Consider the following 25,043-nt stretch of genomic DNA (forward strand, 5'->3'; position numbering starts at 1 on the left):
CTGAACAGGGGGATCTCGACCCGTCGCGCACGTCGTCAGCCGGACCACGGAAGCCATCTGGCCTCGTTGTCAGACGATCACGGTGCTCGGCAACCGCGCACGACCTGCACGAGAATCCGGACACCGCACTCACACCAGCAGACCGGAACCGCAAGCTCGTGAAGGGAGCGATACTCCACTCGGATCGGGGCAGCAACTACATGTCGTCCGAGTATGCCGATGTCCTCAGGGACCTTCAGCCCTTCGCTGTCGTGGACGTTGGCCGCTGAGACGCCGACGACCATAAGGACGCGGAGCGCTGCGCCGGGAGCTGGCCGGCGCCCTGCGCACCGGACGCGCCCGCCGAAAGCCCCACCGCCAGGCCAACTGTCGGCAGCCGCGCTTCACCGATCCCATGGTCATGATCAGCGACCGACCGGCCGAAGCGGACGACCGGGCCGTGCCCGGCCACTGGGAAGGCGATCTCATCATCGGTAAGAACAGCGGCTCGGCCATCGGCACCCTCGTCGAACGCAGCACCCGCTACGTGATGCTCCTCCATCTGCCGACCGACCACACCGCAGCCAGCGTCCGCGACGCCCTGATGGAAACCGCACAGCGGCTGCCGCCCCGCCTCAAGCGCTCCCTGACCTGGGACCAGGGAGCAGAGATGGCCGCCCACCGCAGTCTCACCGTCGCCACCGACATTCCGGTCTACTTCTGCAACCCCGCCAGCCCCTGGCAGCGCGGCTCGAACGAGAACACGAACGGTCTGCTGCGGCAGTACTTCCCCAAGGGCACTGACCTGTCCGTGCACACCCGCGAGCACCTCGCCGCAGTCGCCGCCCAGCTCAACAGCCGACCACGCAAAACGCTCGGCTGGGAGACCCCAGCCGAGCGTCTGCACAAACTACTGACCGCCTGATATCGCGATCACTGATAACCGTGCGTCTTACCTCTGCGAGGCTTGCGTGGCGCCTTCCCCCAGGAGCCTGCAGGCCGTTCTTGCCGGACCCTTGCCACGAACTCCGCACGAGTCGGAACAGTCCGTGGCTGTGGGCGCAGGAGCGACTCCGCATCCCACGGCTCGACCTCCGTCCATCCGAACCCCAGGATGATCTCGTCGAAGACCGGTGCGAAGTCCGCACCGACCAGGTCCGGCATCTGGTGGTGAAGCCCGCGAACCCGGGCAACGAAGGCTGCAGGCAACGGCACGTGGTACGCCTCCAGATAGTGCGCAAAGTCCGCGCGCCACACCCACATGCCATCGGTGACAAGCGACGAACAGCCGGACGTGTGCCGGTGAACCTCACCCGTGAGGACATCGACCCCCGCCTCCATGAAGTACGTGAGGCGATGACCTACGTCCAAATACCCCACGATTTCTGCTTCATCCGGTTCGCCGGACGCTTGCACCTGGGCCCCCAGCGGTCCCGCAGCCAACTCGCTCGAGTAACCGAAGTCATCGAAGAAGCCGAGCAGCCTCAGCACGCGCACCCCTCCCAGCCTCTCCTGGAGTCAGCAATCGAGGCGAGCATACGCAGGCCTGCGGTCCGCCGGTCTGGCCGATGCGTGCGCCACCGTCGCCCGGCCGCGTGATCACGACCGGGCGACTGCTTAACTTGCTGTGCCACACGCCAGATGTCACGTGTTGCGACGACCACTGGAATCCGCCCTTCTCGGCCCTGTTCTCCCGAAGCTACGGCGAAGTGGCAAGTAGCTCACTGTAATCAGAGTGATGGTTGGTTAGGGAGGGCGAAGCGGGGTCGAGGCACATCGCCGACCTGAGTGCGGCGAAGTCGGCATGGGCCTGTTCGACGGCTTCGGGGTACGCCTTGCGCTTGGCGTGCTCAGCCAGCGCCCGGTAGATGCTGGCCACCGAGGGGTTCTGTCCCTTGCGCTTGCCCGTGGGGATGATCGGGTCGGGCTGGATCTGCTCGACGGACTGGCCGCCCGCGCGGCGCCACAGCACGGTGTGGAGCATGTCGTCGGTGATGACGGGGGGTCGACCGCCGTGCGGCGTCGAGCTTCGATCGATCAGCCCAAGTTCGCCGTGTCGCCGGTTCACCCACTTCGACGCCGCTGCTCGGGACATCCCCCATCTCTGCGGCGACACGCATAATCGGACGAGTCTTGCAACGCTCGATCAATCGGCGGCGACCCTCCACGGACAACGGTGCGTTCGCGTGGGTCATGGTGTCGTCGCGGCCGTAGGGGACGCGTGGTGCCGTGCGCCGGTGACGATGAGTGAGACATTCTGCCCACCGAAGCCGAAGGAGTTGCTGAGCACGGCCTCCTGGGGGACGTCTCGTCGGTCTGCGACGACATCGAGATCGATGTCGGGCCCGACGCCGGCCGCGGTGAGGTTGCGAGTCGGCGGGATGACGCCGTGCTCCACGCTGAGGACGGCGATGAGTGCTTCGATCGCGCCGGCGGCGCCAAAGAGATGACCGAGCGCCGCCTTGGGGGCTGTCACGGTGGCGCGGCCGAAGACCTCCCTGATCGCGTGTGCCTCGGCGGCGTCGCCGACCGGAGTTCCGGTGGCGTGGGCGTTGATGTGGCTGATCTGCTTGGGAGCCAAGCCGGCTTGCGCGAGGGCCTTCCGCATGGCCGAGATCTGACCGGAGCCGTCGGCAGCGGGCGCCGTGATGTGGTGAGCGTCGGCGGCGATGCCGGCGCCCGCGAGTACCGCGTGGATGCGCGCGCCTCGGGCGCTGGCGTGCTCGGCGCTTTCGAGCACCACGACAGCGGCGCCTTCACTGAGGACGAATCCGCTACGGTCCGCGGCGAACGGCCGGGACGCTGAGGCGGGTTCAGCGGTGTGACGTGACAGTGCTTGTGCCTGGGCGAAGCCGGCGACGGTAATCGGGGTGATCGCGGCCTCGGTCCCGCCCGCGATGACCACGTCCGCCTCGCCTGCACGGATGAGCCTGGCTCCCAGGGCGATCGCCTCGGCACCGGAGGAGCATGCCGAGACGGGCGTGTAGACCCCGGCCCGTGCCCCGTATTCGATGCTGATCAGCGCCGCCGCCGCATTGGGCATGAGCATCGGGACCGTGCGTGGCGAGACGCGCCGCGTCCCGGCCGCCTCCAGCACGTCGTCTTCCTTCAGCAGCGTTTGTACGCCCCCGACGCCCGTGCCGATCGATGATGCGAGCCGGTCCGGGGCGACCCGCGGGGCGCCGGCATCGGCCCAGGCTTCGGCCGCCGCGGTGAGGGCTGCCTGCTGCGAGCGGTCGAGCCGCCTGGCCTGCACCGGCAGCAGCGACTCGGCGGGGTCGATCGCCATCGTCCCCGCGACAGTGTCAGGAAGGCCGACGTCCTCGTGGCCGGGCAGGACGCCGCCGCGGATGCCGGACTCGCCGGCAAGCAGGGCGTCCCAGGTGGACGCCACGTCTGCCCCGAGTGGTGTGATCGCGCCGAGTCCGGTCACGACAACTTCAGTCCGGTGCATGTCCCTGGACCTTTCTTGTATGCGATACAAGCGAACGAAGTCTTGTTGTATCACATACAATTTGGGTGTGGAGAAGAAGCGAACCGAAGCTCGATCAACGTCGGCTCGTTCGCGTGACCGCGGTCGCGCGACGAGGCGTCGGCTGATTGAGGCAACTGCACGGCTCTGCAAGGAACGGCCCGGTGCTGAGGTGAGCGTCGCGGAGATCGCGAACGCGGCAGGCGTCTTCCCTAATCAGGTCACCTACTACTTCGGTTCTAAGGACTCGCTCCTCGTGCACGCCGCCTTTCTCGGCTTGCTGCACGACGCCCGACGGATTGAGCGCATCGGTCGCCAAGCCCCCGACGCGGCGACATTTCGGCGCAACATCGCCCGCGCCGTACTGGCCATGCCCTCGCTCCCGTCAGTCACGCGAGCGCTCGCCGCCGGGATCTCCAAGCCCGAACTCGCCTCCGTGGTCGACCAGCACCTCCAGTTGCTATTTCGGCAATCCGAGCGATTCGTGAGTCAGCTCATCGACAGTCGCGGCTGGAGGACCCGTCGACCGCTCAACGTGGAAGCCAGGACGTTCTGGAGCACCGCGCTCGGCGCAGTGCTGCTCGTCCGCGCCGGGGCACATGGCACTGTCGCCGACCTCGACCTCGCCGGAGCATTGACCATCCACGACGAACCCGATCCCGGTTAGCTCAGTCGAACAGGCCGGCGACAATGTGCGCGGTTCCCGCGATTGGCTTCGTTCACTCCAAGCAGCAGCGTTTGTTTGCCGGTTTGAGCAGCACTTAGCGATCTTGAGGCTTGCAGATGTTCACGAGAAGTGACGTCAGTCATGGGGGGCCGCCGCACGGAGGGCGGCGGGCCGTCGAGTGCGTAGCAGCAGACATCAGCCGGCCTTGGCGGGCACTCGGCTCGGGTCCGTGATGGTGTGGGTGGCAGCTACTTAAGAATCGTCCACTCCGTCAGGATGCTGCCGCTGGCCGGACGTCAATGCACCAAACCACCGTGACGCCCACCTCGCCGGGGGCTTCCGGACCGTCCGGTTCCCTCACCCGCTCCGCCTCGGCAAAGCCGAGCCGACGCGCGACCGCGCCACTGGCGGGATTGGCCGCATCATGACGGATCTCGATCCGATCGACACCGGGGATGCCCTTCCCCGCGCCCACCAGCGCCCCAGCGGCCATGGTCGCGAATCCCTTGCCCGTCCATGCAGGATGGAGCCAGTAGCCGATGTCCCAGACGCCGGCACCGACTTGACGCAGCCCACAGCTGCCGATCACTTCTCCCCCCGAGGTGATCGCATACCGGAAGTCCGAGCCGGCCTCCCACCCCCTCTCACTGCGCGCCAAGAACCCCTCCCACAGCTCGCGACCATGATTCGCCACCCACGGCATCCAGGGGCGCAGGTGATCGAGTGACTCACTGACCACCTGACACAGGATCTCAAGGTCGTCCTCGCGCCAGCGACGAAGCTCGACGTCGCTGCGACGGAGGAACTCGGGCGGTTGCTCCATGGGCGGGATGCTGCCTGAACCCGCCGATGCACGCCAACGCATTCAGTCAAAACAAAGGCCCCCGGCATGGCCGGATGAGCTGATCCGGGTACTGGCAGCGGAGTGTCGGCGACCGCGCCAGTCCTCGGCTGCTCAGGTCGTGGCAGCCTGTTCTGCCTTGGCTCGGGTGCTGGCGAGCCGGTAGGAGTCGGTGCCGGTCTCGATGATGGTGCCGTTGAAGGTCAGGCGATCGACGATGGCCGCGCAGAGACGGGGATCGGTGAAGGTCTTCGTCCACCCGCCAAACGACTCGTTGGAGGCGATGGCGACGCTGTTCTTCTCCTCGCGCTCGGTCAGGACCTGGAACAGCAACTCAGCGCCGTGCCGGTCCAGTTCCATGTATCCGAGTTCGTCGATGCACAAAAGATCGACGCGGCCGTAGCGGGCGATGGTCTTGTTCAGCTGCTTCTCGTCGGCTGCCTCGACCAGCTCGTTCACCAGCTTCGTGGCGAGCGTGTAGCGGACCCGGTAGCCCTTCATCGCGGCCTCGGCGCCCAGGGCGATGAGCATGTGGGACTTGCCGGTGCCGGAGTCACCGATCAGGCAGAGCGGCTGACTCTTCTTGATCCACTCGCAGCTGGCGAGGGTATTCACGGTGGCCGGGTCGATGTTGGGGTTGGCCTCGAAGTCGAAGGTCCGCAACGACTTCTCCCTCGGGAACCCAGCTGCCTTGATCCGCCGTTCCGAGCGGCGGCGGGCCCGGTCGTCGCACTCCGCCATCAACAGCTCAGCGAGGAAGCCGCGATAGGTCATCTGGTCCTTGGCAGCCGCTGTCGCGATGTCGGCGAACTCGTTGCGGATCGACGGCAGCCGCAGCAGACGGCAGGCGGTGTCGATGGCGGTGGTGGCGGCCTGCTCGGTCAAGCCTCGCTGGCGGGGCAGGGTCACTGTGCTTCTCCCTCTCGGTGGTCACCGCCGCTGGCGCGACGACGTCGGAGCAACTGGTTATAGGGCGTCACCGAGGGCAGCGGCCTGGTGTCCGGCGGAAGGTGGTGCAGCTTCCACTCGTGCAGGAACGTCACCGTCGCCGATGGCTGTCCGACGGCCTGAGGTGATGAGGCGGGAAGCGACGGTTCGTCCTCGGACTGGGCGGCCTTGCGGGCCTCCAGAGCGACCGCGTCCGCAGTCAGGGCCCCCGCCCGCAGTGCCGTCGCGAGGCCCGCGACGAGGTGCTCGTGCGCGATGTGCCGACCCAGCAGCACCTCGATCAGGGCCCGGGTGCCCTCGGCGTCGCCGTGGGCCTTGACCGCCGCCGCCCACCACGCGTCGTGCACCGGGGTGAACTTGCCTGCGGAGCGGGCCTGTTCCAGAGCGGTCGCACCAGGAAAGGCGCCCGGCTTGCGGATCAGGGCTTCGAGGTAGTGGTCCAGATCCAGGCGGCAGCTGCCCTTCGCGATCAGCCGCTCATGCCGGGCGATCTCCACGTTCCTGTCGTAAACCACCAGGTGAGAGGCGTGCAGCATCACTCTGACCCGCTTGCCGATCAACCGGACCGGCACCGAGTAGCGGTTGGTGCGGACCGCGATCTGGCTGTAGCGGTCGACGCGCGGCGTGAACACCCGGCCTGTTTCGAACGGTTCCTCGGGCAGCGGCAGCAGCAGGGGCCGCTCGACCTCGAAGTACTCATCGATCGTCCGCGGCCGGGATCCGATCCGGCGTCGGCCGTCGTGGCGGTCCCACTGCTCGACCAGCTCGTTCAGCTCCGCCAGTGAGTCGACCTCCGGGACCGGGGTGAAGTGGTTGCGGCGGAAGTAGCCGATCTGCCCCTCGACTCCACCCTTCTCGTGGGCGCCGTCGATGCCGGGCGGTGGCCAGAGTGTCCAGGTAGGCACCGTCGGCGATAGGGATGCCCGACTCGATCGCCTTGCGGTCACTGGCCGTGAGCCGCACCGATTCCGTGCAGCCCAGGATCCTGCCGATGTGCCGCCAGTTGATCACCAGTGTGCCGTCGGGGCCGACCTGTCCGGGCAGTGTGCCGCCGTGCTCGCGCAGCCGGTCCAGATAGGCGGGCTATCCTTGTGCGGATCTTCACCGGCGACCGTGTCGCGCCGGCCAGCTGGCGCAGACGTGATCCCTCGTATTCGGCGCGGGCGGCCACGATGTCATCGGCGAAGTCCTCGGTGAACCGGATCGCCCAGATCAGCAGATGCTGCATGGTCAGCTCACTGATGCGGGGCGTGCGGTTGTCCCGGTCCACACGGAGCCGCCCGAACAGATCGCGTGACTCCTGCCCGCCCCAGGGCGGGACGGCCGGAAGCCGCATCCTTGGCGGCAGGATGCCGCGGGCCAACCACAGCCGCCGTACTTCGCCGATGCGCCGGTACTTGCGCACCATGCTGATCGGTTCGTCATCCACGTCCACGAGGTACTCGTCCAGCAGGGCAGGGGTGACCTGGTCGAAGGCGGTGACGCCGTGACGGTGCAGCCAGCTCAGGAACTCCTTGAATGAGCTGAACACCGTCAGGATCGTGGCGATGGCGGGGCGGTCGCCGCCGCCGGAGTGGCGCATCGTGCCGGGGCTGGGGTGGTTGATCAGCTGCCAGATGTAGTACTTGGCGTCCTGCCGCAGCGGCCGGGGAATGGTGGCGAAGTTCAGGCTCCTGGCCTTGGCGTGTTCCTCGAAGACCGCGGGGTCGACGTTCCAGCGGTCCTCGGCGAATCGGGACAGAGCCGCCGGGTCGGTGCCCGGGAGCAGGCCGAGGACGAGTCCGAGCCCGCCCAGAGTCTCGGTGAGCCCGGCCACGACGGCCATCGTCTTTCCGGAGGGGTAGCCGACCGAGGTGAAGAGCTGCGCGGTCCCGTCGACGCCGCCGCCTCCGAACCAGCCGAACAACTTCTGGCCGCCGTGCGCGACCATGGTGAGGCCGAGGGTGAGGCGCAGCACCAGGAGCCCGATGTCGTACGCGTGCGGGGACATCGTTGTGGTGGAGGTGGTGCGGCTGATCGTGGGGGAGGTCATGCGATGGCTACTTCGTGCCGGGGGTTCAGGACGTAGAGGTGGTGGGGACCCCGGGCAGCGCGATGCTGTGGCCGGTGCGGGCGACCTTGGAGGGCGAGATCGGCCAGCTTCAGCGGGCCGTGAGCGGGGACCCTGACGGCCGCCTGCTCTGAGACCTGCCTGCGCGAGCGCTCCGGCAGCGCGCTCCACAGCGGCGGCGACACCCTCGTACTCGCCAGCGTCCCCAGGCAGGGGCAGTACGGGCCACGCGGTAGCCGGAGCCCGTCGAAACCGATCGGGCAGCGTCGCAGCCCAGAGATCCGCGACCAGCGGCGGAGCCGCCCCGGCAGTGTCTGCCGGGGCGGCTCGAGGAGTGGAAGGTGTGTTGCCCGGGGCGGTTCGCCGCGGTCAGGGCGCCAGGCGGTAGGCGCGCAGGATGGTTTGTTCCACAGTGCCGCCGTCGGCGGTGCGTGCCGTGGCCTTCAGGGAGACGAAGGACCCGGAGCCTGCGGGCGGGGTGATGGTGACGCGGTGCTTCGCGGTGCCGTTCGAGGCCACCGGGGCGTCCTGCCAGGTCGCGCCGTCGTCGAAGGAGACCTGCACGGTGAGGCTCTTCGTCCTGGACGCCGCGGCGCCGGCCTGCCGTTCCACCCGTGCGGTCAGTGTGTGCCTGGTGCGGGCGGTCTGGTTGGCGGTGTCGACGGGGGCGATGAAGCGGACGACGTCCAATGGCAGCGCTTCGGTGCGCACCTCGTCGTCGGCGCCGGGGGCGACCGCCGCGGAGCGGAAGGTCCATGCCGTCTCCACCGTCGTCGAGAGCGACGCCCAGGGCTCCTCGCGGGTGGCCCGGGCGGTCAGGCGGTAGGTGGCCGCGCCCCGGGGGACGGCGAAGGTGGCCCTGGGGGAGTCGCTGGAGGCGAGCTTCTGCCCGTCCTTCGCCAGGGTGATGTGCACGGTGTCCCGCTGCCAGTGGGGGATCGGGCCGCCGTAGTGCCGGGGGGCCGCGTCGCTGAACAGCTGCGGTTCCGCGCTGATGGTGTCGTCACTGGCGCGGCCGATCGACGGCGCGTCGTCCTTGACGGGCGCCAGGCCCGGGCCGATGACGGAGGCGTTCCACCGGTCGGCGCAGGTGCTGCCGGCCGTGCACGAGACGATGCCGGTCTGGGTGGTGGGCAGCGGCATGTACTCGCCATCCTTGCCGACCTGCTGGCTGAAGTACGTCTCGCGGTGCTGGCCGCGCACGGTCATGTACTCGGTGCGTGCCGCGGGCAGCGCGAAGTTCGGTTCGGCGATGCTCACCCCGTCCAGACCGGACTCGGTGGGCCAGCTGCCCATGTTGCCGACGGTACCGGGCCCCTGCGCGTAGTAGGTGTTCTTGACGGCGGCCAGATCCTTTCGGGTGACACGGAAGGCCGGGTCGGGGAGGGAACCGGCGGTGACCAGCAGCAGGTCGTAGTGGTCGGGCAGGCGTCCCTTCGACGCCTGCGTGCCGTTCTGGAGGCTGCGGACGTAGAAGCCGAGCGTGCCGTCGGACACCCGCTTGCCGGGGATGACGTAGAGCCGTCCGGGCCTGCCGAGCAGGGCACCCTGGTCCCCGCACGTCTTGTCCCCGGCCGGGCGGTAGCAGTAGCCGGCCGACAGCGAGTAGGGCTGCGCCTCGGGGTCCGGGACGGCGACGGTGATCGGCTTGCCCTGTCGGGCGTCCACCGTGAGCCGGCTGTCCTGGCGGACGTCGAGCTCGGGCTGGAGGAACAGGGTCGACGTCGGTGCGGCGCCGTCCGTTTTGGGGGTGACCACGGTGCCGCCGAGGTTGTAGCGGCCCTCCGGCACGCGGGCGGTGGCCGTGCCGTCCTTGAAGGTGAGGGTGAACGCCTGGCCGTCGGCGAGGTTCGTCAACCGTACGAAGGAGAAGCCCTGTTCGCGTGAGCCCGGGCCGAGGGGTGCGCCGTTGCGGTCGACGGCCTCGACCGTGACCTGGCGCTGTACGGCCTCCTTGGTGACCGCGAAGGCCGGGCCGGTCACCACGGTGCCGCCCTCGGCGGTCGCGGTCAGGCGTCCGCTGAAGGAGGTGCCGGCCGCCGCGGTCCCCGGATCGATGGTGACCGTGGCCTGGGCCGTGCCCCCGGCGGGGACGGTCAGACTGCTCGGCTCCACGGTGAGCAGGCCCTTCGGTCCAGGCTCGCCGGCCCGGCCGGTGGTTGCGGCGGCCACGGTGAGGGAGACCTTTGCCGTGCCGGTGTTGTGGTACGTGACCGTGCGGGTGACCGGCTCGGTGGCCTTCGGGTCGGCGAAGTACACGCCGGTGTCCTCGGCGGTGGCGAACACGCTCTGGGCGGTGGCCCGCGCCACGTCCAGGCGTCCGGCGCCCTGCTCGTACGCCCCCTGTCCGGCGATCGGCTTCGCCGAGGAGGTCAGTGCGGCCTTGAGCTGCGGCCCCTTCCAGTCCGGGTGGGCCTGGGCGAGCAGCGCGGCGGCGCCGGCGACGTGCGGCGTGGCCATCGAGGTGCCCGACATGGTGGTGTAGCGGTCGTTGACCGGGTTGTCGCCGTCGGTGCCGGCTGCGCGGGCCGCGACGATGTCGATGCCCGGCGCCGTCAGGTCGGGCTTGACCGCGTGATCGCCCAGGCGCGGCCCCTGGCTCGACAGGCCGGCGAGCGCGTCGTTGCGTTCGACGGCGCCCACGGTCAGTGCTGCATCGGCCGTACCGGGCGCGCTGACCGTACCGGGGCGTCCGCGGTTGCCGGCTGCCACGACGAACAGCGTGCCGTGGCTCGCGGAGAGGTTGTCGATGGCCTGCGAGAGGGGGTCGGTTCCGTCGGTGACGCCGCCGGACAAGCTGAGGTTGACGATGGGCGCCCGCTTCGCGGCCCACTCCATGCCCTGGAGGACCCACGACTCCTGCCCGCGGCCCTCGTCGCTCAGCACCTTGCCGACCAGCACTTCGGCGTCGGGTGCCATGCCCCGGTAGCGGCCGTCGGACGCGGCACCGTCCCCGGCGATGATGGAGGCCACGTGCGTGCCGTGACCGCCGCCGTCAACGACGCTGCTGCCGACAGCACCGTTGTCCTGCGTGAAGTCCGCCGACTCGCCGATCGAGCCGGAGAAGTCGGGGTGCGTGGAGTCGATGCCGGTGTCCAGCACCGCGACCTTCACGCCCTTTCCGGTCCAGCCGGACTTCCATGCCTGCGGTGCACCGACCTGGGCTGTGCTGCGGTCCAGGCTGGCGCCGACCTTGCCGTCGAGCCACACCTTGGCCACGCCCGGGGCGAGGGTGGCCGCCGACTTTTGCTGCGACACGGCGGGGCCCCACTGCTTCCAGACCTGGGACACCCGCTTCTTGTCGGCCCGCAGCGCCGCGCCGTGCACGCTCGCCAGGGAGCGCACGGCAGTTGTCCCGGCCGGCGGTTGCGGTGCGGCTCTCTTTCCGGCTGTCTCGTCGTAGGTGACGATCAGCGGCAGTTGCGGGCTGTGGGCGTCGTCGTACCCCTGGGCCACGAGCCCCGTGATGTCGAACAGGCGGGGGTCCAGATGCCCGGCGCGCAGCGGCGCCACCGCGTCCTGCGGCACCAGCGACACCGAACCCCCGCTGCCCTGCTGGGTGAACACGATGTCCTCGCGTCCGGGACCGGGCCGTACCGTGACCACGGACACCGTGCCGTGGGCGCCGACCCGGGCGGTGACCTGGTCGCCCGTGATGAGCGTCAGGTTCACCACCGACCCCGTGCCGGCCGCCGTGGCCGCGCGGGGCGGGGCCGCCCCGGCGGGCGGTGCGGCCGCCGTACCGATCAGCAGTGCGCCCAGCACGACGGCGGTCGGCGGGCTTGCCGTACGTATGCGTCGCATACGTGTCCTCTCGATCGCGCGGCCCCGCGGCAGCGTCCGCCCGCATCACGCGGGCGAACGCTTCGGCCGCGGCGCCGCCTGTTCCATGTCTCGACAGGAACGACGGAGCGGACGGGGCGCGGGGAGGTCACGGGACGTCAGAAAAAAATAATTCGAAGAGATCTCACGGCCCGTGACATCCCCGCGACCGGCCGGCTCCGTCGAAGGGGGCAGAGACGAACGGAGGCACGCATTGCGTACCGGTGACCTGGAGGAATTCCGCGGCTTCGCCGAGGAGCGGCTGGCGCACCTGCGCCGCGCCGCTTACCTGATGTGCGGTGACTGGCACCACGCCGAGGACATCACGCAGACGGCGCTGGCGAAGCTGTACGCCGTGTGGGGGCGGCGCCGCCAGATACAGAACCTGGAGGCGTACGCCCATCGCGTACTGACCCGGGCCTGCGTCGACCACATGCGGCGGCGCTGGCGTCGCGAACAGCCCTCCTGCGTACTGCCCGACCGCGCCGAGCCCTGTACGGACCCGGCACTGGGACTCCAGGTGCGCGCCGCGCTGGCCGTCCTGCCGCCGCGGCAGCGGGCGGTGGTGGTGCTGCGCTACTGGGCCGATCTGGACATCGCCGCGACCGCCAAGGCCATGGGCTGCTCCACCGGCACGGTGAAGAGCCACACCGCGCGGGCACTGGCCCGCCTGCGCTCGCTCCTGGGGAACGACGCGGACCCCGACACGTTCGGGGCGTTCGCCTCTCCAGCCGATTCCACCCGAGAGAAGGTTGCACTGCGATGAACGACCACGATGTCAAGACCCTTCTGGAGGCCGGGCTCCGTGACGAGCCGCCGCTGCGGACCAGCGTGGACACGGTGGTCGCGGCCGGACGGCGCAGCCGTGTCCGTCGCCGCGGTGCACTGGCCGGAGTGGGCCTGACCGCGGGGGCGGCGGTGGCCGCCCTGGCACTGCTCACGCCCGGTGCCGACCCGGGCGCGGCCCCGTTGGCCGCGGCCGACCCGGTCGTCGGCCCGCTGGTGCCCGCCGCGACCGAGAGCGAGGCGCCGCAGACGCTGAGGCCCGACGCCTTCGGGCCGGGGACCGAGCACACGACCCGGTGGAGCAGCAAGCAGCTCGCCGGCACCCTGGTCGGGCTGCTCCCGCCGGGGAAGGCGACCGTCCGGGAGGGAGACTTCCCCGGCCGGACCTACCGCGTGCAGTGGGACGGCGGCACCGGCCCGGTGGAGTTCGTCGGTGGGGCGGAATACACGGCCAGGGGCCCGCAGGTGCCTCTCTGCGCGAGCATCACGATGCCGAAGGTCGCACCCCGGCCGGGCGCACCGGCTCCGCGCAACGCCGCCTCGGCGAGCGACTGCAAGGTGGTCGAACTCGCCGACGGCGCACGAGCGGAGGCAGTGACGCTGCGATTTCCCCAGGACGGGCGGCCGTCCTGGTACGTCCGGGTCCTGCGCAAGGACGGCCGAACGACGACCCTTCAGCAGTGGACCGGCCGACCCGACGGAAAGGGGGCGCACAGCACGCCGTCACAGCCGCAGCTGGACACCACCGCACTGCTGAAGATTGCGAACGACCCCGCCTGGAAGTTCTGACCTGTGGCAAGCCCCGCCCCGGCCGCTGCCGATGCGGACCGGGGCGGGGGGACTGGGGTGCCGACCTGGGTGGCAACGGTGTTCGCAGGTGCGGCGGCGTGGTTCGCGACCAGACGACGTCCTCGGGACCGTCACTGCTGCGACCCTCAGCAGCTTGCTCCGCAGCCCGTAGCCGATCGGTTCCTCAGCGGAAGACCAGAGGGGCGATCTCCTGCTGGGCGGTTGATCAGGAGACTCAGTCGACCGCCCACTCAACTTGTCATGTAAGGACCCGAAACAGCTTCTGACGGGTGACGTCGAATCCGGCGCCGGTCATCTCCTCGGTCATCCCCGCGTACACCGCTTCGGCGGCCGCCGGGTCGGCGTCAGCACGTGCCCGCCACCACACCTGCCTCAGCACGGCTATCACCGCGCTCGGCGACCACCGATGCGGCCTACTCTCGCCGCCGGGCGGTCCTCCGTCGAACCCACGTCCACCACCGGATACGTGCGGGCGGTGGAGGGGCGGCGATGGGGGCGGGCTCGTACAGTGCCGCGGTGCGGTCGGGCGGCAGGCCGATCTTGTGCGGGTGCACGCAGGCCGGCTCCCCTGCCAGGGTGTAACGGTGTCCGTCCGCCGGATTGAAGGGCGCCTCGCGGCACGGCCGGTCGAACACGACGAATGCCCCACGGGGATACCGCGAGGCCGGGCACACCCCACAGAGCGGATGCACCGAGGCGGGATCGGTATGGGGAGCGCGGCCATCCATGCCCGCACACGGTAGCGGGGTGGCGGGGCCGATGCCCGTCAGGTGCCGTAACGGATCGTCGCGCTACTGCCAGTTCCAATATCCGACTCCACCATTAACAAGACGTCGGTCAGCCCGTGAGCTGGACCCGTCGGAGAAGCCACGTCACATCCTCACGGTCGGTCCTCGTCGGCCTGCTCGATAGCAACGCGGGGACGCAGCAGAACCGCTGCCATGAGTGCCGTGGCGGCCAGGCCGACCGCCGCGGTCACCGACACCGCGATGAAGGCGCGGTCGTACGCGTGCCGTGCCGAGTACAGCACCGCGTGTGCGGTCCGGGACGGCAGATGCGCCATGACATCCTCCGCTGCGGCGAACGACTCCCGGGCTTTGGCCTGTTGTTCTCCGGAGAGGCCGGGCACGTCGGGCAGGCCCGTGCGGTACACGACGGTCAGGACAGTGCCGGGGACCGGCGACGCCGAGCCCCGCGCCGAGTTCGAAGGACGTCTCCTGGATGGCGGCCGCCTCCCCGGACCGCTCGGGCTGTGCGGCGCCCATAATGGAGTCCGCGCCCAAGGTCATGACGATGCCGACGCCGTACCCCGCGGCGAGCAGCGGGACGAGCAGTTCGCCGTAGTGCGAGGCGTCACCGACGACCGCGATGGCGGCGTACGCGACGGCGAACAAGGAGAGCGCTCCGGTGAGTGCCCAGCGGTTGCCCCACCGGTTCGCCATCCAGGGAGCCGTGACCGCGCCGATGGCGTTGGCGCCCGCCAGCGGCATCAGCGCGAGCCCGGCGCGCACCGGCGAGTACGCGCCCGCCTGCTGCAACCACTGGGTGAGGAAGAACAGCAGGGCGACATAGCTGCCGAAGCAACCGATAACACTTAGCGTGGCCGTGCTGAAGCGACGCTCGCGGAAAAGGGTGAAGTCCAACAAGGGCTCGGGGATGCTCCGTTGGCGTCGCACGAAGGCATGGAGCAGGGCGCTTCCGGCGAGGCCTGTGAGGACGATCATGGCGTTCAACCCCGCGTGTTCACCGGCCTGCTTGAGCGCGTAGACCACGCCGGCCAGGCCGGTGACGGACAGCGCGACACTGGCCATGTCCCAGTGGCGGGGTACGGGGTTGCGGGACTCGGGGATGACCGGGGCGCCGACGGCCAGGATGACGACGATGACGGGGACATTGATGAGAAACACAGCTCCCCAGCCCCACTTCTCGGTGACCAGACCGCCGGCTAGCGGACCGACCGTGGCCCCGACACTGTGCGCGGAGGTCCACATGCCGATCGCGATGGCGCGCTCGCGGTCGTCGGTGAAGACGACCCGGATGATCGCCACGGTGGACGCCGTGATCATCGCCGCGCCGACGCCCAATGCGGCTTGGGCGGCGATGAGTTGTACCGTCGAGGTCGAGAAGGCGGCCACCGCGGAGGCGAGACCGAAGGTGGAGAAGTCGCTGAGCACCATGCGGCGCCGGCCGATGCGATCGCCGAGGGTGCCGCAGGTCACCAGAAGGGCAGCCAGAGTCAGCGAGTAGACGCGAGGTAGGCCATTGCAGACCACGCGGCCAGAGGCAGAAGCCCGGTTACGGCCGCGATCATGAACACCCGGTCGCGGAAGAGAGTGAAGTCGATCAGTGGGTGTTCGAGGCGGAGTTGCCGCCGGGCGAACCACCCCAGGGTGACGATGCCCACGCCCCCTGCGGCCACGGAGGTCGCGGTCAGCCCCTCCGTGGCAGAGTGCTTGATCGCGTAGACGGTCAGCAGGATGCCTGATGCGGAGAACACAACGCTCAGGATGTCGATGCGACCGGTCCGTGTGGCATGTACCTCGCGGAGCAGAACCGGGGCCAGGACCAGGAAGAGCACGATGACGGGGAGATTGATCAAGAAGACCGACCCCCACCACAAGCAGCTCAGCAGTTGTCCGGCGACGACCGGGCCAATCGCGAAGCCGGCGGCAAAGGTGGCCGCGAAGATCCCGATCGCTTTCGCCCGCCGGCGCGGGTCGGTGAACAGTTCGCTGAGCACCGCCAGCGCCGACGGCAGCAGCGTGGCACCGGCCACACCCATCAACGTCCTGAAGGCGATCAGCAGTTCCGGCCCAGGGGCGAACGCCGCTCCCGCCGAGGCCACGCCGAACACCGCCGTGCCGGTCATCAGAAGCTTCAGCCGCCCGTACCGGTCGCCGATGTTCCCGAACGCGATGAGCAGGGACCCGACCGCGAATCCGTACACATCCAGGATCCACAACGCCTGATCGGCAGTCGGCGAGAGCGCCTCGGAGATCTTGGCCATCGCCAGGAACAGGACCGATCCGTCCATAGCGACCAGCAGTACCGGGCCGAGTACCACCAGCAGACCGAGCCACGCCCGCAGACCGGGTGAGTGAGGGACACGCTGTGCATTCATGCATCCGACGGTGCTGTGCGCCCGGCAACCATCCCCGTGTCATGGGTACACCTCACGGGGACACCCAGACACAGACCGAGGTACCTACGCTCAAGGTCATGGAACTGGAGAGCCTCGGGGCCTATCTCAAGACCCGCCGCAGCCGGGTCACGCCTGCCGACGTCGGACTGCGCACCTACGGCACCGCCCGCCGGGTACCGGGCCTGCGCCGCGAGGAGCTCGCCCAGCTCGCCGGCGTGAGCGTCGGCTACTACACGCGACTGGAGCAAGGCCAAGCCGGTACCGCTTCCCGGCAGGTCCTCAAGGCGCTCGCCGAGGTGCTCCGGCTCGATCCGGCCGAGACAGCCCACCTGCACAACCTCTCTCGTCAGTCCTCCCCATCACGCCTGGTCCGCCCCCGTCCGGAAAGGCCGCATCAACGGGTGCTGTCGCTCCTGGCGTCCCTGGGAGACAGCACACCGGCCGTCGTGCTCGGCCGCCGTGGCGACGTACTGGCCTGGAACCGCACCGGACATGCCCTCGTTGCCGAGCACATCGACTTCACGGCGCCCTACGATCCCGCGCGAAGGCCGTCCATCCCCCGGATGTTCTTCCTCGACCCCCTCACCCAAGACCTTCACCGGAACTGGGACGAACTCGCCCGAATCCATGTGGCCTACCTGCGGCTCACCGCGGGCCGGTATCCCACTGACGCCCGGCTGGCGGAACTGATCGGCGAACTCGCCATGCACAGCGGGGACTTCGCCAGCCTGTGGGCCAGGGGCGATGTCGCGGACTGCACCGCGGGCACCATGCCCCTGCAGCACCCGACCGTCGGCGACGTCGACATTGACTACCAAGTGTGGCTCCAGCCCGACAGCCCCGACCACCGGCTGGAGGTCTACACACCCAACGACACGGCCTCGGCCGACGCGCTGCGCCTGTTGTCCAACCAAGTCGCCGACCAGCAGCAACCCGAGGCCGCCGACGCCGAAGCGGCCCAGCGCCTGGAGAGGTGACTGCCACTCACGCCAGCGAAGGATCTCGGGATCAACGAGACCACGCTGGCGAGTTGGGTGTCGCGGGCCCGGAGGGCCGGCGAGGCTGGGGCGGTGGGTGAGAGTGAGGAGCTCGCGCGGCTGCGGCGGGAGAACGCCCAGTTGAAGGACAACAAGGAACTGGCCATGGAGCGTGATGTACTCAAACGCTGCATGGTCCTCTGGGTGAAGTAGCTGTGGCGGACCCGGCGGTGCTCGTCGGGGTGATCAGCGACCAGAAGACCGTGCACAGCATTCCGCACCGCACCTCCTGCTGGGCACTGGGCGTGTTGGTGGCGTGGTTCTACAAGTGGCGCCGCCGACCGTCCGAGCCGACGAAACGCGAAATCAGGCGGGCAGAGCTGGCCGAACGGATCCGCTACTTCTTCGACCGCTCCGGCCGGACGTACGGCTCGCCGAGGATCACGCTGGATTTGTGGGAGGAGGGCTGGCAGGTGTCACAGAACACCGTCGCCGAGATCATGGCCGAACTCGGCCTGCAGGGCCGCAAGCCGCCTCGCCGGCGCCATTCGCTGACGCGGCCTGGGAAACGGAAGACCGCCCCTGAGCCGAGCCGCATAACCAACGTCTCTACGCAACCACGGGATTGACACATCCGACACGATCCACGGCGATGCCCCCATGCATCGGACAACGCTCAACTCACCATCCGGAGACGTCCGAACGGACCGGTGCACCTCATTGTGTTAGCCGTTGTAAGCCGTGGCCGGTTCGCCGATTTCCACCTGCTCATCGGGCCGAAGAAACACGGACACGGTGTGATGGTTTCGGCTCGCCCCGGACGCGCGTACACGCCACGCGCCAAGCTCGGGCAGCCGAAGTGACCTGGCCGGTTCACGCCGGTGCGCGCGGCGCACTACGCGTGGGCACGAGCGCCCCATGGGAACTCCGCGCGCTCTACCGGTGCCCACAGGCGGCGGAAATGATGAGCACACCGCACATGAACCAGGTGATCCGCACCCCTGTCCCTCGGCCAGGCGGACATGCGGCGGAAGGAGCCCATGGTGTTGCTTCTCATCTCCCCGGACAGCGTCGAGGAGGCCCTCGACTGTGCGAAAGCGGCGGAGCACCTCGACATCGTCGACGTCAAGAAGCCCGACGAGGGCTCGCTCGGCGCCAACTTCCCCTGGGTCATCAAAGAGATCCGCGACGCGGTCCCGGCGGACAAACCGGTGTCCGCCACCGTGGGAGACGTCCCGTACAAACCCGGCACGGTGGCCCAAGCCGCGCTCGGCGCGGTCGTCTCCGGCGCCACGTACATCAAGGTCGGCCTCTACGGATGCACGACGCCCGATCAGGGCATCGAGGTCATGCGCGCGGTCGTCCGGGCGGTGAAGGACCACCGCCCCGAAGCGCTCGTCGTCGCCTCCGGCTACGCCGACGCCCACCGCATCGGCTGCGTCAACCCGCTCGCCGTGCCCGACATCGCCGCCCGCTCCGGCGCCGACGCGGCCATGCTCGACACCGCCATCAAGGACGGGACGCGGCTGTTCGACCACGTTCCGTCGGACGTCTGTGCCGAGTTCGTCCGGCTGGCCCACGCGTCCGGTCTGCTCGCCGCCCTCGCGGGCAGTGTCAAACAGTCCGACCTCGGTCCGCTGACCCGCATCGGCACGGACATTGTGGGCGTACGCGGAGCGGTCTGCGAGGGCGGCGACCGCAATGCCGGAAGGATTCAGCCGCATCTGGTGGCCGCCTTCCGGGCGGAGATGGACCGGCATGCCTGGGAGCACGCGGCCGGCGTTCCCACCGTGAACTGACCACCGGCATGCCGACATCTGAGCCCGACCGCGTGCGCGGACGCCGGGCCGCGCGTTTCGCCGTCGTCGACCCGGCCACCGGGGAGACCTTCGACGAGGCCCCCGACCAGCAGCCGGACGAGTTGGACGCCGTGGTCGAACGGGCCCACCGGGCCTGGCACGGCTGGCGCACCGACCCCGCCGCCCGCACCACCGCGTTGCGCGTGGCGGCCGACGCCGTGGAGACGGCCGGCGACGACCTCGCCCGGCTGCTCACCCGGGAACAGGGCAAACCCCTGGCCGAGTCGTACGCGGAGATCGCCCGTACGACGGCCCGCCTGCGCTACTTCGCCGACCTGGCCCCCAGAACCCGGCGGATCACCGACGGTCGGCCCGTGCACAGCGAGATCCGCTGGCGACCCCTCGGACCCGTCGCCGCGATCGTGCCGTGGAACTTTCCCCTCCAGCTCGCGGCGGCGAAGTTCGCGCCCGCGCTCGCGGCGGGCAACACCGTGGTCCTCAAACCGTCCCCGTTCACCCCCCTCGCCACCCGACTGCTCGGCTCCGTCCTGGCCACCGCCCTGCCCGAGGACGTACTGACCGTCGTCACCGGCCGCGAACCCCTCGGCGCCCGCCTCGCCTCCCACCCGGGCATCCGCCACGTCACCTTCACCGGCTCGGTGCCCACCGGGCGGGCCGTCGCCGAAGCGGCGGCGGCCTCGCTCGCCCGGGTCACCCTGGAACTGGGCGGCAACGACGCCGCCGTCCTGCTGGACGACGTCGAGGTGGACCGGATCGCGGACCGGCTGTTCTGGGCCGCGTTCCGCAACTGCGGGCAGGTCTGCATGGCGGTCAAACGCGTCTATGCCCCGGCCCAGCTCCACGCCGAGGTCGTCGAGGCCCTCGCCCAGCGCGCGAAGACCGTCGCCGTCGGGGCCGGCCTCGACCCGGACACCCGGCTGGGCCCGGTCAACAACGCCCCCCAGCTGGCGCGGGTCGAGCAGGTCGCGAAGCAGGCCCTGGCGGACGGCGCCCGGGCGGCGGCCGGCGGCCACCGGGTGGACGGGCCGGGCTACTTCTTCGCTCCCACGATCCTCACCGATGTCCCGCCCGGCAGCCCGGTGGTGACCGAGGAACAGTTCGGACCGGTCCTGCCGGTGCTGCCGTACCGGAGCCTCGACGAAGCCGTCGACGCGGCCAACGGCACCGGCTTCGGACTGGGCGGCTCCGTATGGGGCACCGATCTTGACCGGGCCGAGGCGGTGGCCGACCGGCTCGAATGCGGCACGGTCTGGATCAACCACCATGCCGAGCTGTCCCTCGCCCAGCCCTTCGCCGGCGTCAAGAACAGCGGTGTCGGCCTCGCGAGCGGACGGTGGGGGCTCTACGGCAACCTCCGGCCGTTCGTCGTCCACCGCCCGCAGGAGGCATGACGATGCGGTTCCAGGCGGCCGTACTGCGCTCGTACGAGGACCCGTTCGCGGTCGAGGAGGTGAGCCTGCGCACGGAACCCGCCGACGGCGAGATCCTGGTGGAGATCGCGGGGTGCGGGATGTGCCGGACCGATCTCGCGGTCCGGCGATCGGCCGGCCGCAGCCCGCTGCCGGCGGTGCTCGGCCACGAGGGGGCCGGGGTCGTGGTGCGGACGGGCGGCGGCCCGGACGCCGCGATCGGCGTCCGTGACCACGTCGTGCTGAGCTTCGACTCCTGCGGACACTGCCGGAACTGCCGCGGCGCGGCCCCCGCCTACTGCGATTCCTTCGCCTCCCTCAACCTCTTCGGAGGACGCAAGGAGGACGCGCCGCGGCTCACCGACGCGACCGGAAAAGCGCTGGCCCCCCGGTGGTTCGGCCAGTCCTCGTTCGCCGAGTACGCGCTCGTCCCGGCCCGCAACGCCGTCCGGGTCGACCCCGCACTGCCCGTCGAACTGCTCGGGCCGCTCGGCTGCGGCTTCCTCACCGGCGCCGGGGCCGTGCTGAACGCCTTCGGCGCCGGCCCCGGCGACACCCTCGCGGTCTTCGGCGCGGGAGCGGTGGGCCTGGCCGCGGTGATGGCGGCCACCGCCGCCGGCGCGCTGACCGTGGCCGTCGACAGGCATCCCCAACGGCTGGCCCTGGCCGAACGGTTCGGCGCGATCCCGCTGCCCGCCAAAACGGCCGGACTGCCCGAGCGGATCCGGCGGCTGACCGACGGCGGCGCGCAGTACGCGCTGGACACCACGGCCTCGTCCCCGCTCATCAACGACGCGCTCCGGGCACTGCGCCCCACCGGGACCCTCGGCCTGGTGGCACGGCTCCACACCGCGCTGCCGCTCGAACCGGGCACACTGGACCGAGGCCGCAGCATCCGCCACATCTGCGAAGGGGACGCCGTACCCGAACTGCTGATACCCCGGCTGACCGGGCTGTGGAAGGCCGGACGCTTCCCCTTCGACCAGCTGATCCGCACCTACCCGCTGGCCGACATCAACGAGGCCGAACGCGACTGCGACGCGGGCCGCGTGGTCAAACCCGTCCTGCTCCCGGAGGGAAGAAGCCGATGAGCGAGGCATGCAGCACCGCAGACTCACCGCATCCGACAAGCAGGCACCCCGCAGTCCCCACTCCCGCCAACGGAGGAAGCATGGTCGGCACGGCGCCGCAGCACACGGACGTGGGAGGCGTGGACGGAGGCGTGGGTCTGACCGCCCTCCTGGTCGCCGCGGCACGGGCGATCGAGACCCACCGCCACGACAGCCTGGCCCAGGACGTCTACGCGGAACACTTCGTGCGCGCCGCCCCGGCGTGCGCGGACTGGCCGGTGCGCATCCAGCAGGTCCCGGACGGGGACGGCAACCCGCTGTGGGGGCGGTTCGCCCGCTACTTCGGCCTGCGGACCAGGGTCCTCGACGACTTCCTCCTACGATCGGTCCGTACGAGCGTCCGCCAAGTGGTCCTGCTGGGCGCGGGGTTGGATACCCGCGCCTTCCGGCTGGACTGGCCGAACGACTGCGTGGTCTTCGAGATCGACAGGGCGGGCGTGCTGGCGTTCAAGCACCAGGTGCTCACGGACCTGCCGGCCACCCCGAAGGTGAAGCGCGTCCCCGTACCGGTCGACCTGCGCGCCGACTGGGTCACCGCGCTGACCACCGCCGGCTTCGACCCGGCCGCACCGAGCGTCTGGCTGGCCGAGGGACTGCTCTTCTACCTGCCGCGCCCCGCCGAGACGTACCTCATCGACACGGTGGACCGGCTGACCACCGAAGGCAGCGCACTGGCCTTCGAGGCCAAGCTGGAGAAGGACCTGCTGGAGTACCGCGACAGCGCGATCTACACGGCGACGCGAGAACAGATCGGCATCGACCTGCTCCACCTCTTCGACAAGGGACCACGACCCGACTCCGCGGGCGACCTGACGGCCAAGGGCTGGTCCACCTCGGTACACACCCCCTTCGACTTCACCCACCAGCACGGACGCGGCCCCCTGCCCGAGGCGAACGACGCGCTGGAGGGGAACCGGTGGGTGTTCGCGCACAAGCCCCGGCTATGACGTCCGCAGCGCTCACGGCGACGTCCGCACAGGGCCCGGCATCCAGCACACCGCCCCATGCGGGGATCGAAGTGGTGCTCAGCGGGGTGCGGATGCCGCGCATGAACTCGATCACGGAACGGTGGGTGCGGACCTGCCGGCGTGAGCTGCTGGACCGCGCCCTGATCTGGAACCAGCGGCACCTGCTCCACGCCCTGCGCGAGTTCGAGCGGTTCCACAACTCCCACCGGCCGCACCAGGGCATCGCCAACGCCCGCCCGCTGCACCCCTCGCCGATGCTGATCACCGATCCGGAGCAGATCACCCACCTCGACATACGACGACGCAACGACTCGGCGGCATCCTCAACGAGTACCAACGTGCCGCGTGAACAGGTTTTCGGCAGGCGCAGGCGGTGGAGGGCTGTCTCGCTTGGTCATTGATCAATTACCTTGTGCCGTAACCCAGTCACTGACCTTGAGGGAGCCCCATGTCCACCGCGCAGCAGGTGCCCGACATCCTCTCGCCCGAGTTCGCCGCGGACCCCTACCAGGCGTACCGTCTGATGCGCGACACCGCGCCCCTCATCTGGCACGAGGCCACGCAGAGTTACATCATCTCGCGCTACGAGGACGTCGAGCGCGTCTTCAAGGACAAGAACGGCGAGTTCACCACCGACAACTACGACTGGCAGATCGAGCCCGTGCACGGCAAGACGATCCTCCAGCTCAGCGGCCGTGAGCACGCCGTGCGCCGCGCCCTCGTCGCCCCCGCCTTCCGCGGAGCCGACCTTCAGGAGAAATTCCTCCCCGTCATCGAGCGCAACTCGCGCGAACTGATCGACGCCTTCCGGAACTCCGGCTCCGCCGACCTGGTCAACGACTACGCCACCCGCTTCCCGGTCAACGTGATCGTCGACATGCTGGGCCTCGACAAGGCGGACCACGCGCGCTTCCACCGTTGGTACACATCCGTCATCGCCTTCCTCGGCAACCTCTCGGGTGACCCCGAGGTGGCCGCGGCGGGCGAGCGGACCCGTGTCGAGTTCGCCGAGTACATGCTGCCGATCATCCGGGAACGCCGCGACAAACTGGGCGACGACCTGCTGTCCACGCTGTGCGCCGCCGAGGTCGACGGCGTGCGGATGAGCGACGAGGACATCAAGGCGTTCTGCAGCCTGCTGCTCGCCGCCGGCGGCGAAACCACCGACAAGGCGATCGCCAGCATCTTCGCGAACCTGCTGCTCCACCCCGACCAGCTCGCCGCCGTCCGCGCGGACCGCGACCTGATTCCGCGGGCCTTCGCCGAGACCCTGCGGTACACCCCGCCCGTCCACATGATCATGCGGCAGTCCGCGACCGAGGTGAAGCTCAGCGGCGGCACCATACCCGCCGGCGTCACCGTCACCTGCCTGATAGGCGCCGCCAACCGCGACGAGAGCCGCTACCGCGACCCCGACCGCTTCGACATCTTCCGCGACGACCTGACCACCACGACCGCCTTCTCCGCCGCCGCCGACCACCTCGCCTTCGCGCTCGGCCGGCACTTCTGCGTCGGCGCGCTGCTCGCCAAGGCGGAGGTCGAGATCGGTGTCAGCCAGCTGCTGGACGCCATGCCCGACATGCGCCTCGACGACGGCTTCGACCCGGTCGAGGAAGGCGTCTTCACCCGCGGACCGCAGCGCCTGCCGGTGCGGTTCACACCAGTGACGGCCGCCTGACCGCCTTACCGGCACCACCGCCGAGGTGATGGGCCCCGCCCAGGGGCCCATGTGCCCGCGCTGCCGCACCACCGGGTGGGCCGGGCCGCCGCGCGACCGGGCGCCCGCCCTACTGGGTCATCGGGCGCCCGCCCTACTGCACCACCGGCGTGAACTGCACCGGCAGCGCCGTCAGCCCCCGCAGCCAGATCGACGGACGCCAGGTCAGCGTCTCCGGCTCCACCGACAGCACCAGGTCGGGCAGCCGCTCCAGCAGCGTCTCGACCGCCGTTCGCGCCATCACGTCCGCCAGCAGCGGTGCCGGATAGGGGCAGCGGTGCTCGCCGTTGCTGAACGACAGGTGCGCGGCGTTCTCCGCGCCCACATGCGCCTCCGGCCAGATCTGCGGATCGGTGTTGGCCGCGGCCAGCCGCAGCACCAGGCAGTCGCCCGCCCGGATCTGCCGCCCGCCTAGCTTCGTACTTCGCGGGTAGCTCGTTCAGGTTTCTGGCCAGCGGGGATGTGTGGGTTCCAGGCCGAGGAGGTCGAGGAGATGGAGCTGGAC

General features: G+C 69.9%; 20 protein-coding genes and 5 pseudogenes. 13 read left to right on the forward strand and 12 right to left on the reverse strand.

All coding sequences use genetic code 11. The features are described 5' to 3' along the window. Positions 1-286: 286 nt before the first annotated feature. Positions 287-904 (forward strand): annotated as a pseudogene (locus tag ACWDEX_RS35390) (IS30 family transposase); the annotation flags it as partial. A gap of 8 nt (positions 905-912) precedes the next feature. Here ACWDEX_RS35390 and ACWDEX_RS35395 read toward each other — a convergent pair. The 3 genes and pseudogenes from ACWDEX_RS35395 to ACWDEX_RS35405 all read right to left on the reverse strand — a co-directional run bounded on the left by ACWDEX_RS35395 (position 913) and on the right by ACWDEX_RS35405 (position 3,433). Continuing rightward, a complete protein-coding gene (locus tag ACWDEX_RS35395; RefSeq protein WP_450468569.1) occupies positions 913-1,470 on the reverse strand; it encodes a hypothetical protein in 558 nt (185 codons plus the stop codon). 523 nt (positions 1,471-1,993) lie between these two features. Then, positions 1,994-2,174: pseudogene (locus ACWDEX_RS35400) on the reverse strand (IS481 family transposase); the annotation flags it as partial. Next, on the reverse strand, positions 2,171-3,433 hold the full coding sequence (locus tag ACWDEX_RS35405) for a beta-ketoacyl-[acyl-carrier-protein] synthase family protein (protein WP_450468570.1): 1,263 nt from the start codon (positions 3,431-3,433) through the stop codon (positions 2,171-2,173). The gene ACWDEX_RS35405 and the pseudogene ACWDEX_RS35400, both read right to left, overlap by 4 nt. 19 nt (positions 3,434-3,452) lie before the next feature. On the opposite strand from ACWDEX_RS35405, the gene ACWDEX_RS35410 reads away from it, so the two are divergent. Beyond that, a complete protein-coding gene (locus ACWDEX_RS35410) occupies positions 3,453-4,118 on the forward strand; it encodes a TetR/AcrR family transcriptional regulator C-terminal domain-containing protein (protein WP_450468571.1) in 666 nt (221 codons plus the stop codon). A 271-nt stretch (positions 4,119-4,389) separates the two neighbouring features. On the opposite strand, the gene ACWDEX_RS35415 is transcribed toward ACWDEX_RS35410, so the two are convergent. The 5 genes and pseudogenes from ACWDEX_RS35415 to ACWDEX_RS35435 all read right to left on the reverse strand — a co-directional run bounded on the left by ACWDEX_RS35415 (position 4,390) and on the right by ACWDEX_RS35435 (position 11,761). Next, a complete protein-coding gene (locus ACWDEX_RS35415) occupies positions 4,390-4,941 on the reverse strand; it encodes a GNAT family N-acetyltransferase (protein ID WP_450468572.1) in 552 nt (183 codons plus the stop codon). Between the two features lie 132 nt (positions 4,942-5,073). Next, entirely contained in the window at positions 5,074-5,868 is a 795-nt protein-coding gene (gene istB / locus ACWDEX_RS35420) for an IS21-like element helper ATPase IstB (RefSeq protein ID WP_450468573.1), read from the reverse strand. After that, positions 5,865-6,812, reverse strand: a complete 948-nt coding sequence (locus ACWDEX_RS35425; protein WP_450468574.1) for a Mu transposase domain-containing protein — start codon at positions 6,810-6,812, stop codon at positions 5,865-5,867. Before ACWDEX_RS35425 ends, istB begins: the two co-directional genes overlap by 4 nt. A gap of 833 nt (positions 6,813-7,645) precedes the next feature. Further along, positions 7,646-7,939: pseudogene (locus ACWDEX_RS35430) on the reverse strand (DoxX family membrane protein); the annotation flags it as partial. A gap of 387 nt (positions 7,940-8,326) precedes the next feature. Then, positions 8,327-11,761 carry a S8 family serine peptidase gene (locus ACWDEX_RS35435; RefSeq protein WP_450468575.1) on the reverse strand — a complete coding sequence of 1,145 codons (3,435 nt, stop codon included), beginning with the start codon at positions 11,759-11,761 and terminating at the stop codon, positions 8,327-8,329. 232 nt (positions 11,762-11,993) lie between these two features. Between ACWDEX_RS35435 and ACWDEX_RS35440 the strand changes: the two genes are divergently transcribed. Further along, positions 11,994-12,545 (forward strand): SigE family RNA polymerase sigma factor, encoded by a 552-nt coding sequence (locus ACWDEX_RS35440; RefSeq protein WP_450468576.1) that lies wholly within the window; start codon positions 11,994-11,996, stop codon positions 12,543-12,545. Next, a complete protein-coding gene (locus ACWDEX_RS35445) occupies positions 12,542-13,354 on the forward strand; it encodes a hypothetical protein (RefSeq protein ID WP_450468577.1) in 813 nt (270 codons plus the stop codon). Before ACWDEX_RS35440 ends, ACWDEX_RS35445 begins: the two co-directional genes overlap by 4 nt. Positions 13,355-13,613: 259 nt before the next feature. On the opposite strand, the gene ACWDEX_RS35450 is transcribed toward ACWDEX_RS35445, so the two are convergent. From ACWDEX_RS35450 to ACWDEX_RS35460, 3 genes and pseudogenes are all read right to left on the reverse strand, one after another. Next, positions 13,614-13,754 (reverse strand): hypothetical protein, encoded by a 141-nt coding sequence (locus tag ACWDEX_RS35450; protein ID WP_450468578.1) that lies wholly within the window; start codon positions 13,752-13,754, stop codon positions 13,614-13,616. A 493-nt stretch (positions 13,755-14,247) separates the two neighbouring features. Next, entirely contained in the window at positions 14,248-15,594 is a 1,347-nt protein-coding gene (locus ACWDEX_RS35455; RefSeq protein WP_450468579.1) for an MFS transporter, read from the reverse strand. Between the two features lie 32 nt (positions 15,595-15,626). Continuing rightward, a pseudogene (locus ACWDEX_RS35460) lies at positions 15,627-16,539 on the reverse strand (MFS transporter); the annotation flags it as partial. A 55-nt stretch (positions 16,540-16,594) separates the two neighbouring features. On the opposite strand from ACWDEX_RS35460, the gene ACWDEX_RS35465 reads away from it, so the two are divergent. The 9 genes from ACWDEX_RS35465 (at position 16,595) to ACWDEX_RS35505 (ending at position 24,499) form a co-directional block, all read left to right on the forward strand. Continuing rightward, positions 16,595-17,494 (forward strand): helix-turn-helix transcriptional regulator, encoded by a 900-nt coding sequence (locus tag ACWDEX_RS35465; RefSeq protein WP_450468580.1) that lies wholly within the window; start codon positions 16,595-16,597, stop codon positions 17,492-17,494. Next, positions 17,495-17,707 (forward strand): transposase, encoded by a 213-nt coding sequence (locus tag ACWDEX_RS35470; protein ID WP_450468586.1) that lies wholly within the window; start codon positions 17,495-17,497, stop codon positions 17,705-17,707. 2 nt (positions 17,708-17,709) lie between these two features. Continuing rightward, a complete protein-coding gene (locus tag ACWDEX_RS35475) occupies positions 17,710-18,123 on the forward strand; it encodes an IS3 family transposase (RefSeq protein ID WP_450468581.1) in 414 nt (137 codons plus the stop codon). Between the two features lie 414 nt (positions 18,124-18,537). Next, positions 18,538-19,293: a (5-formylfuran-3-yl)methyl phosphate synthase gene (locus tag ACWDEX_RS35480; RefSeq protein ID WP_450468587.1), complete on the forward strand. Its 756-nt coding sequence runs from the start codon at positions 18,538-18,540 to the stop codon at positions 19,291-19,293. Positions 19,294-19,301: 8 nt separating this feature from the next. Continuing rightward, entirely contained in the window at positions 19,302-20,705 is a 1,404-nt protein-coding gene (locus tag ACWDEX_RS35485; protein ID WP_450468582.1) for an aldehyde dehydrogenase family protein, read from the forward strand. 2 nt (positions 20,706-20,707) lie between these two features. Beyond that, positions 20,708-21,814, forward strand: a complete 1,107-nt coding sequence (locus ACWDEX_RS35490) for an NAD(P)-dependent alcohol dehydrogenase (RefSeq protein WP_450468588.1) — start codon at positions 20,708-20,710, stop codon at positions 21,812-21,814. An 80-nt stretch (positions 21,815-21,894) separates the two neighbouring features. Further along, the gene (locus tag ACWDEX_RS35495) at positions 21,895-22,800 is read left to right on the forward strand and encodes a class I SAM-dependent methyltransferase (RefSeq protein WP_450468583.1); all 906 of its coding nucleotides are present in this window, start codon (positions 21,895-21,897) and stop codon (positions 22,798-22,800) included. Then, positions 22,797-23,222, forward strand: a complete 426-nt coding sequence (locus tag ACWDEX_RS35500; RefSeq protein WP_450468584.1) for an integrase core domain-containing protein — start codon at positions 22,797-22,799, stop codon at positions 23,220-23,222. The genes ACWDEX_RS35495 and ACWDEX_RS35500 overlap by 4 nt, the downstream gene beginning before the upstream one ends. A gap of 47 nt (positions 23,223-23,269) precedes the next feature. Further along, positions 23,270-24,499, forward strand: coding sequence for a cytochrome P450 (locus ACWDEX_RS35505; protein WP_450468585.1), 1,230 nt, complete (start codon positions 23,270-23,272; stop codon positions 24,497-24,499). A gap of 133 nt (positions 24,500-24,632) precedes the next feature. On the opposite strand, the pseudogene ACWDEX_RS35510 reads toward ACWDEX_RS35505, so the two are convergent. Next, a pseudogene (locus tag ACWDEX_RS35510) lies at positions 24,633-24,965 on the reverse strand (cytochrome P450); the annotation flags it as partial. Positions 24,966-25,043 lie beyond the last annotated feature (78 nt).

This window comes from Streptomyces sp. NPDC001020, assembly GCF_053599115.1.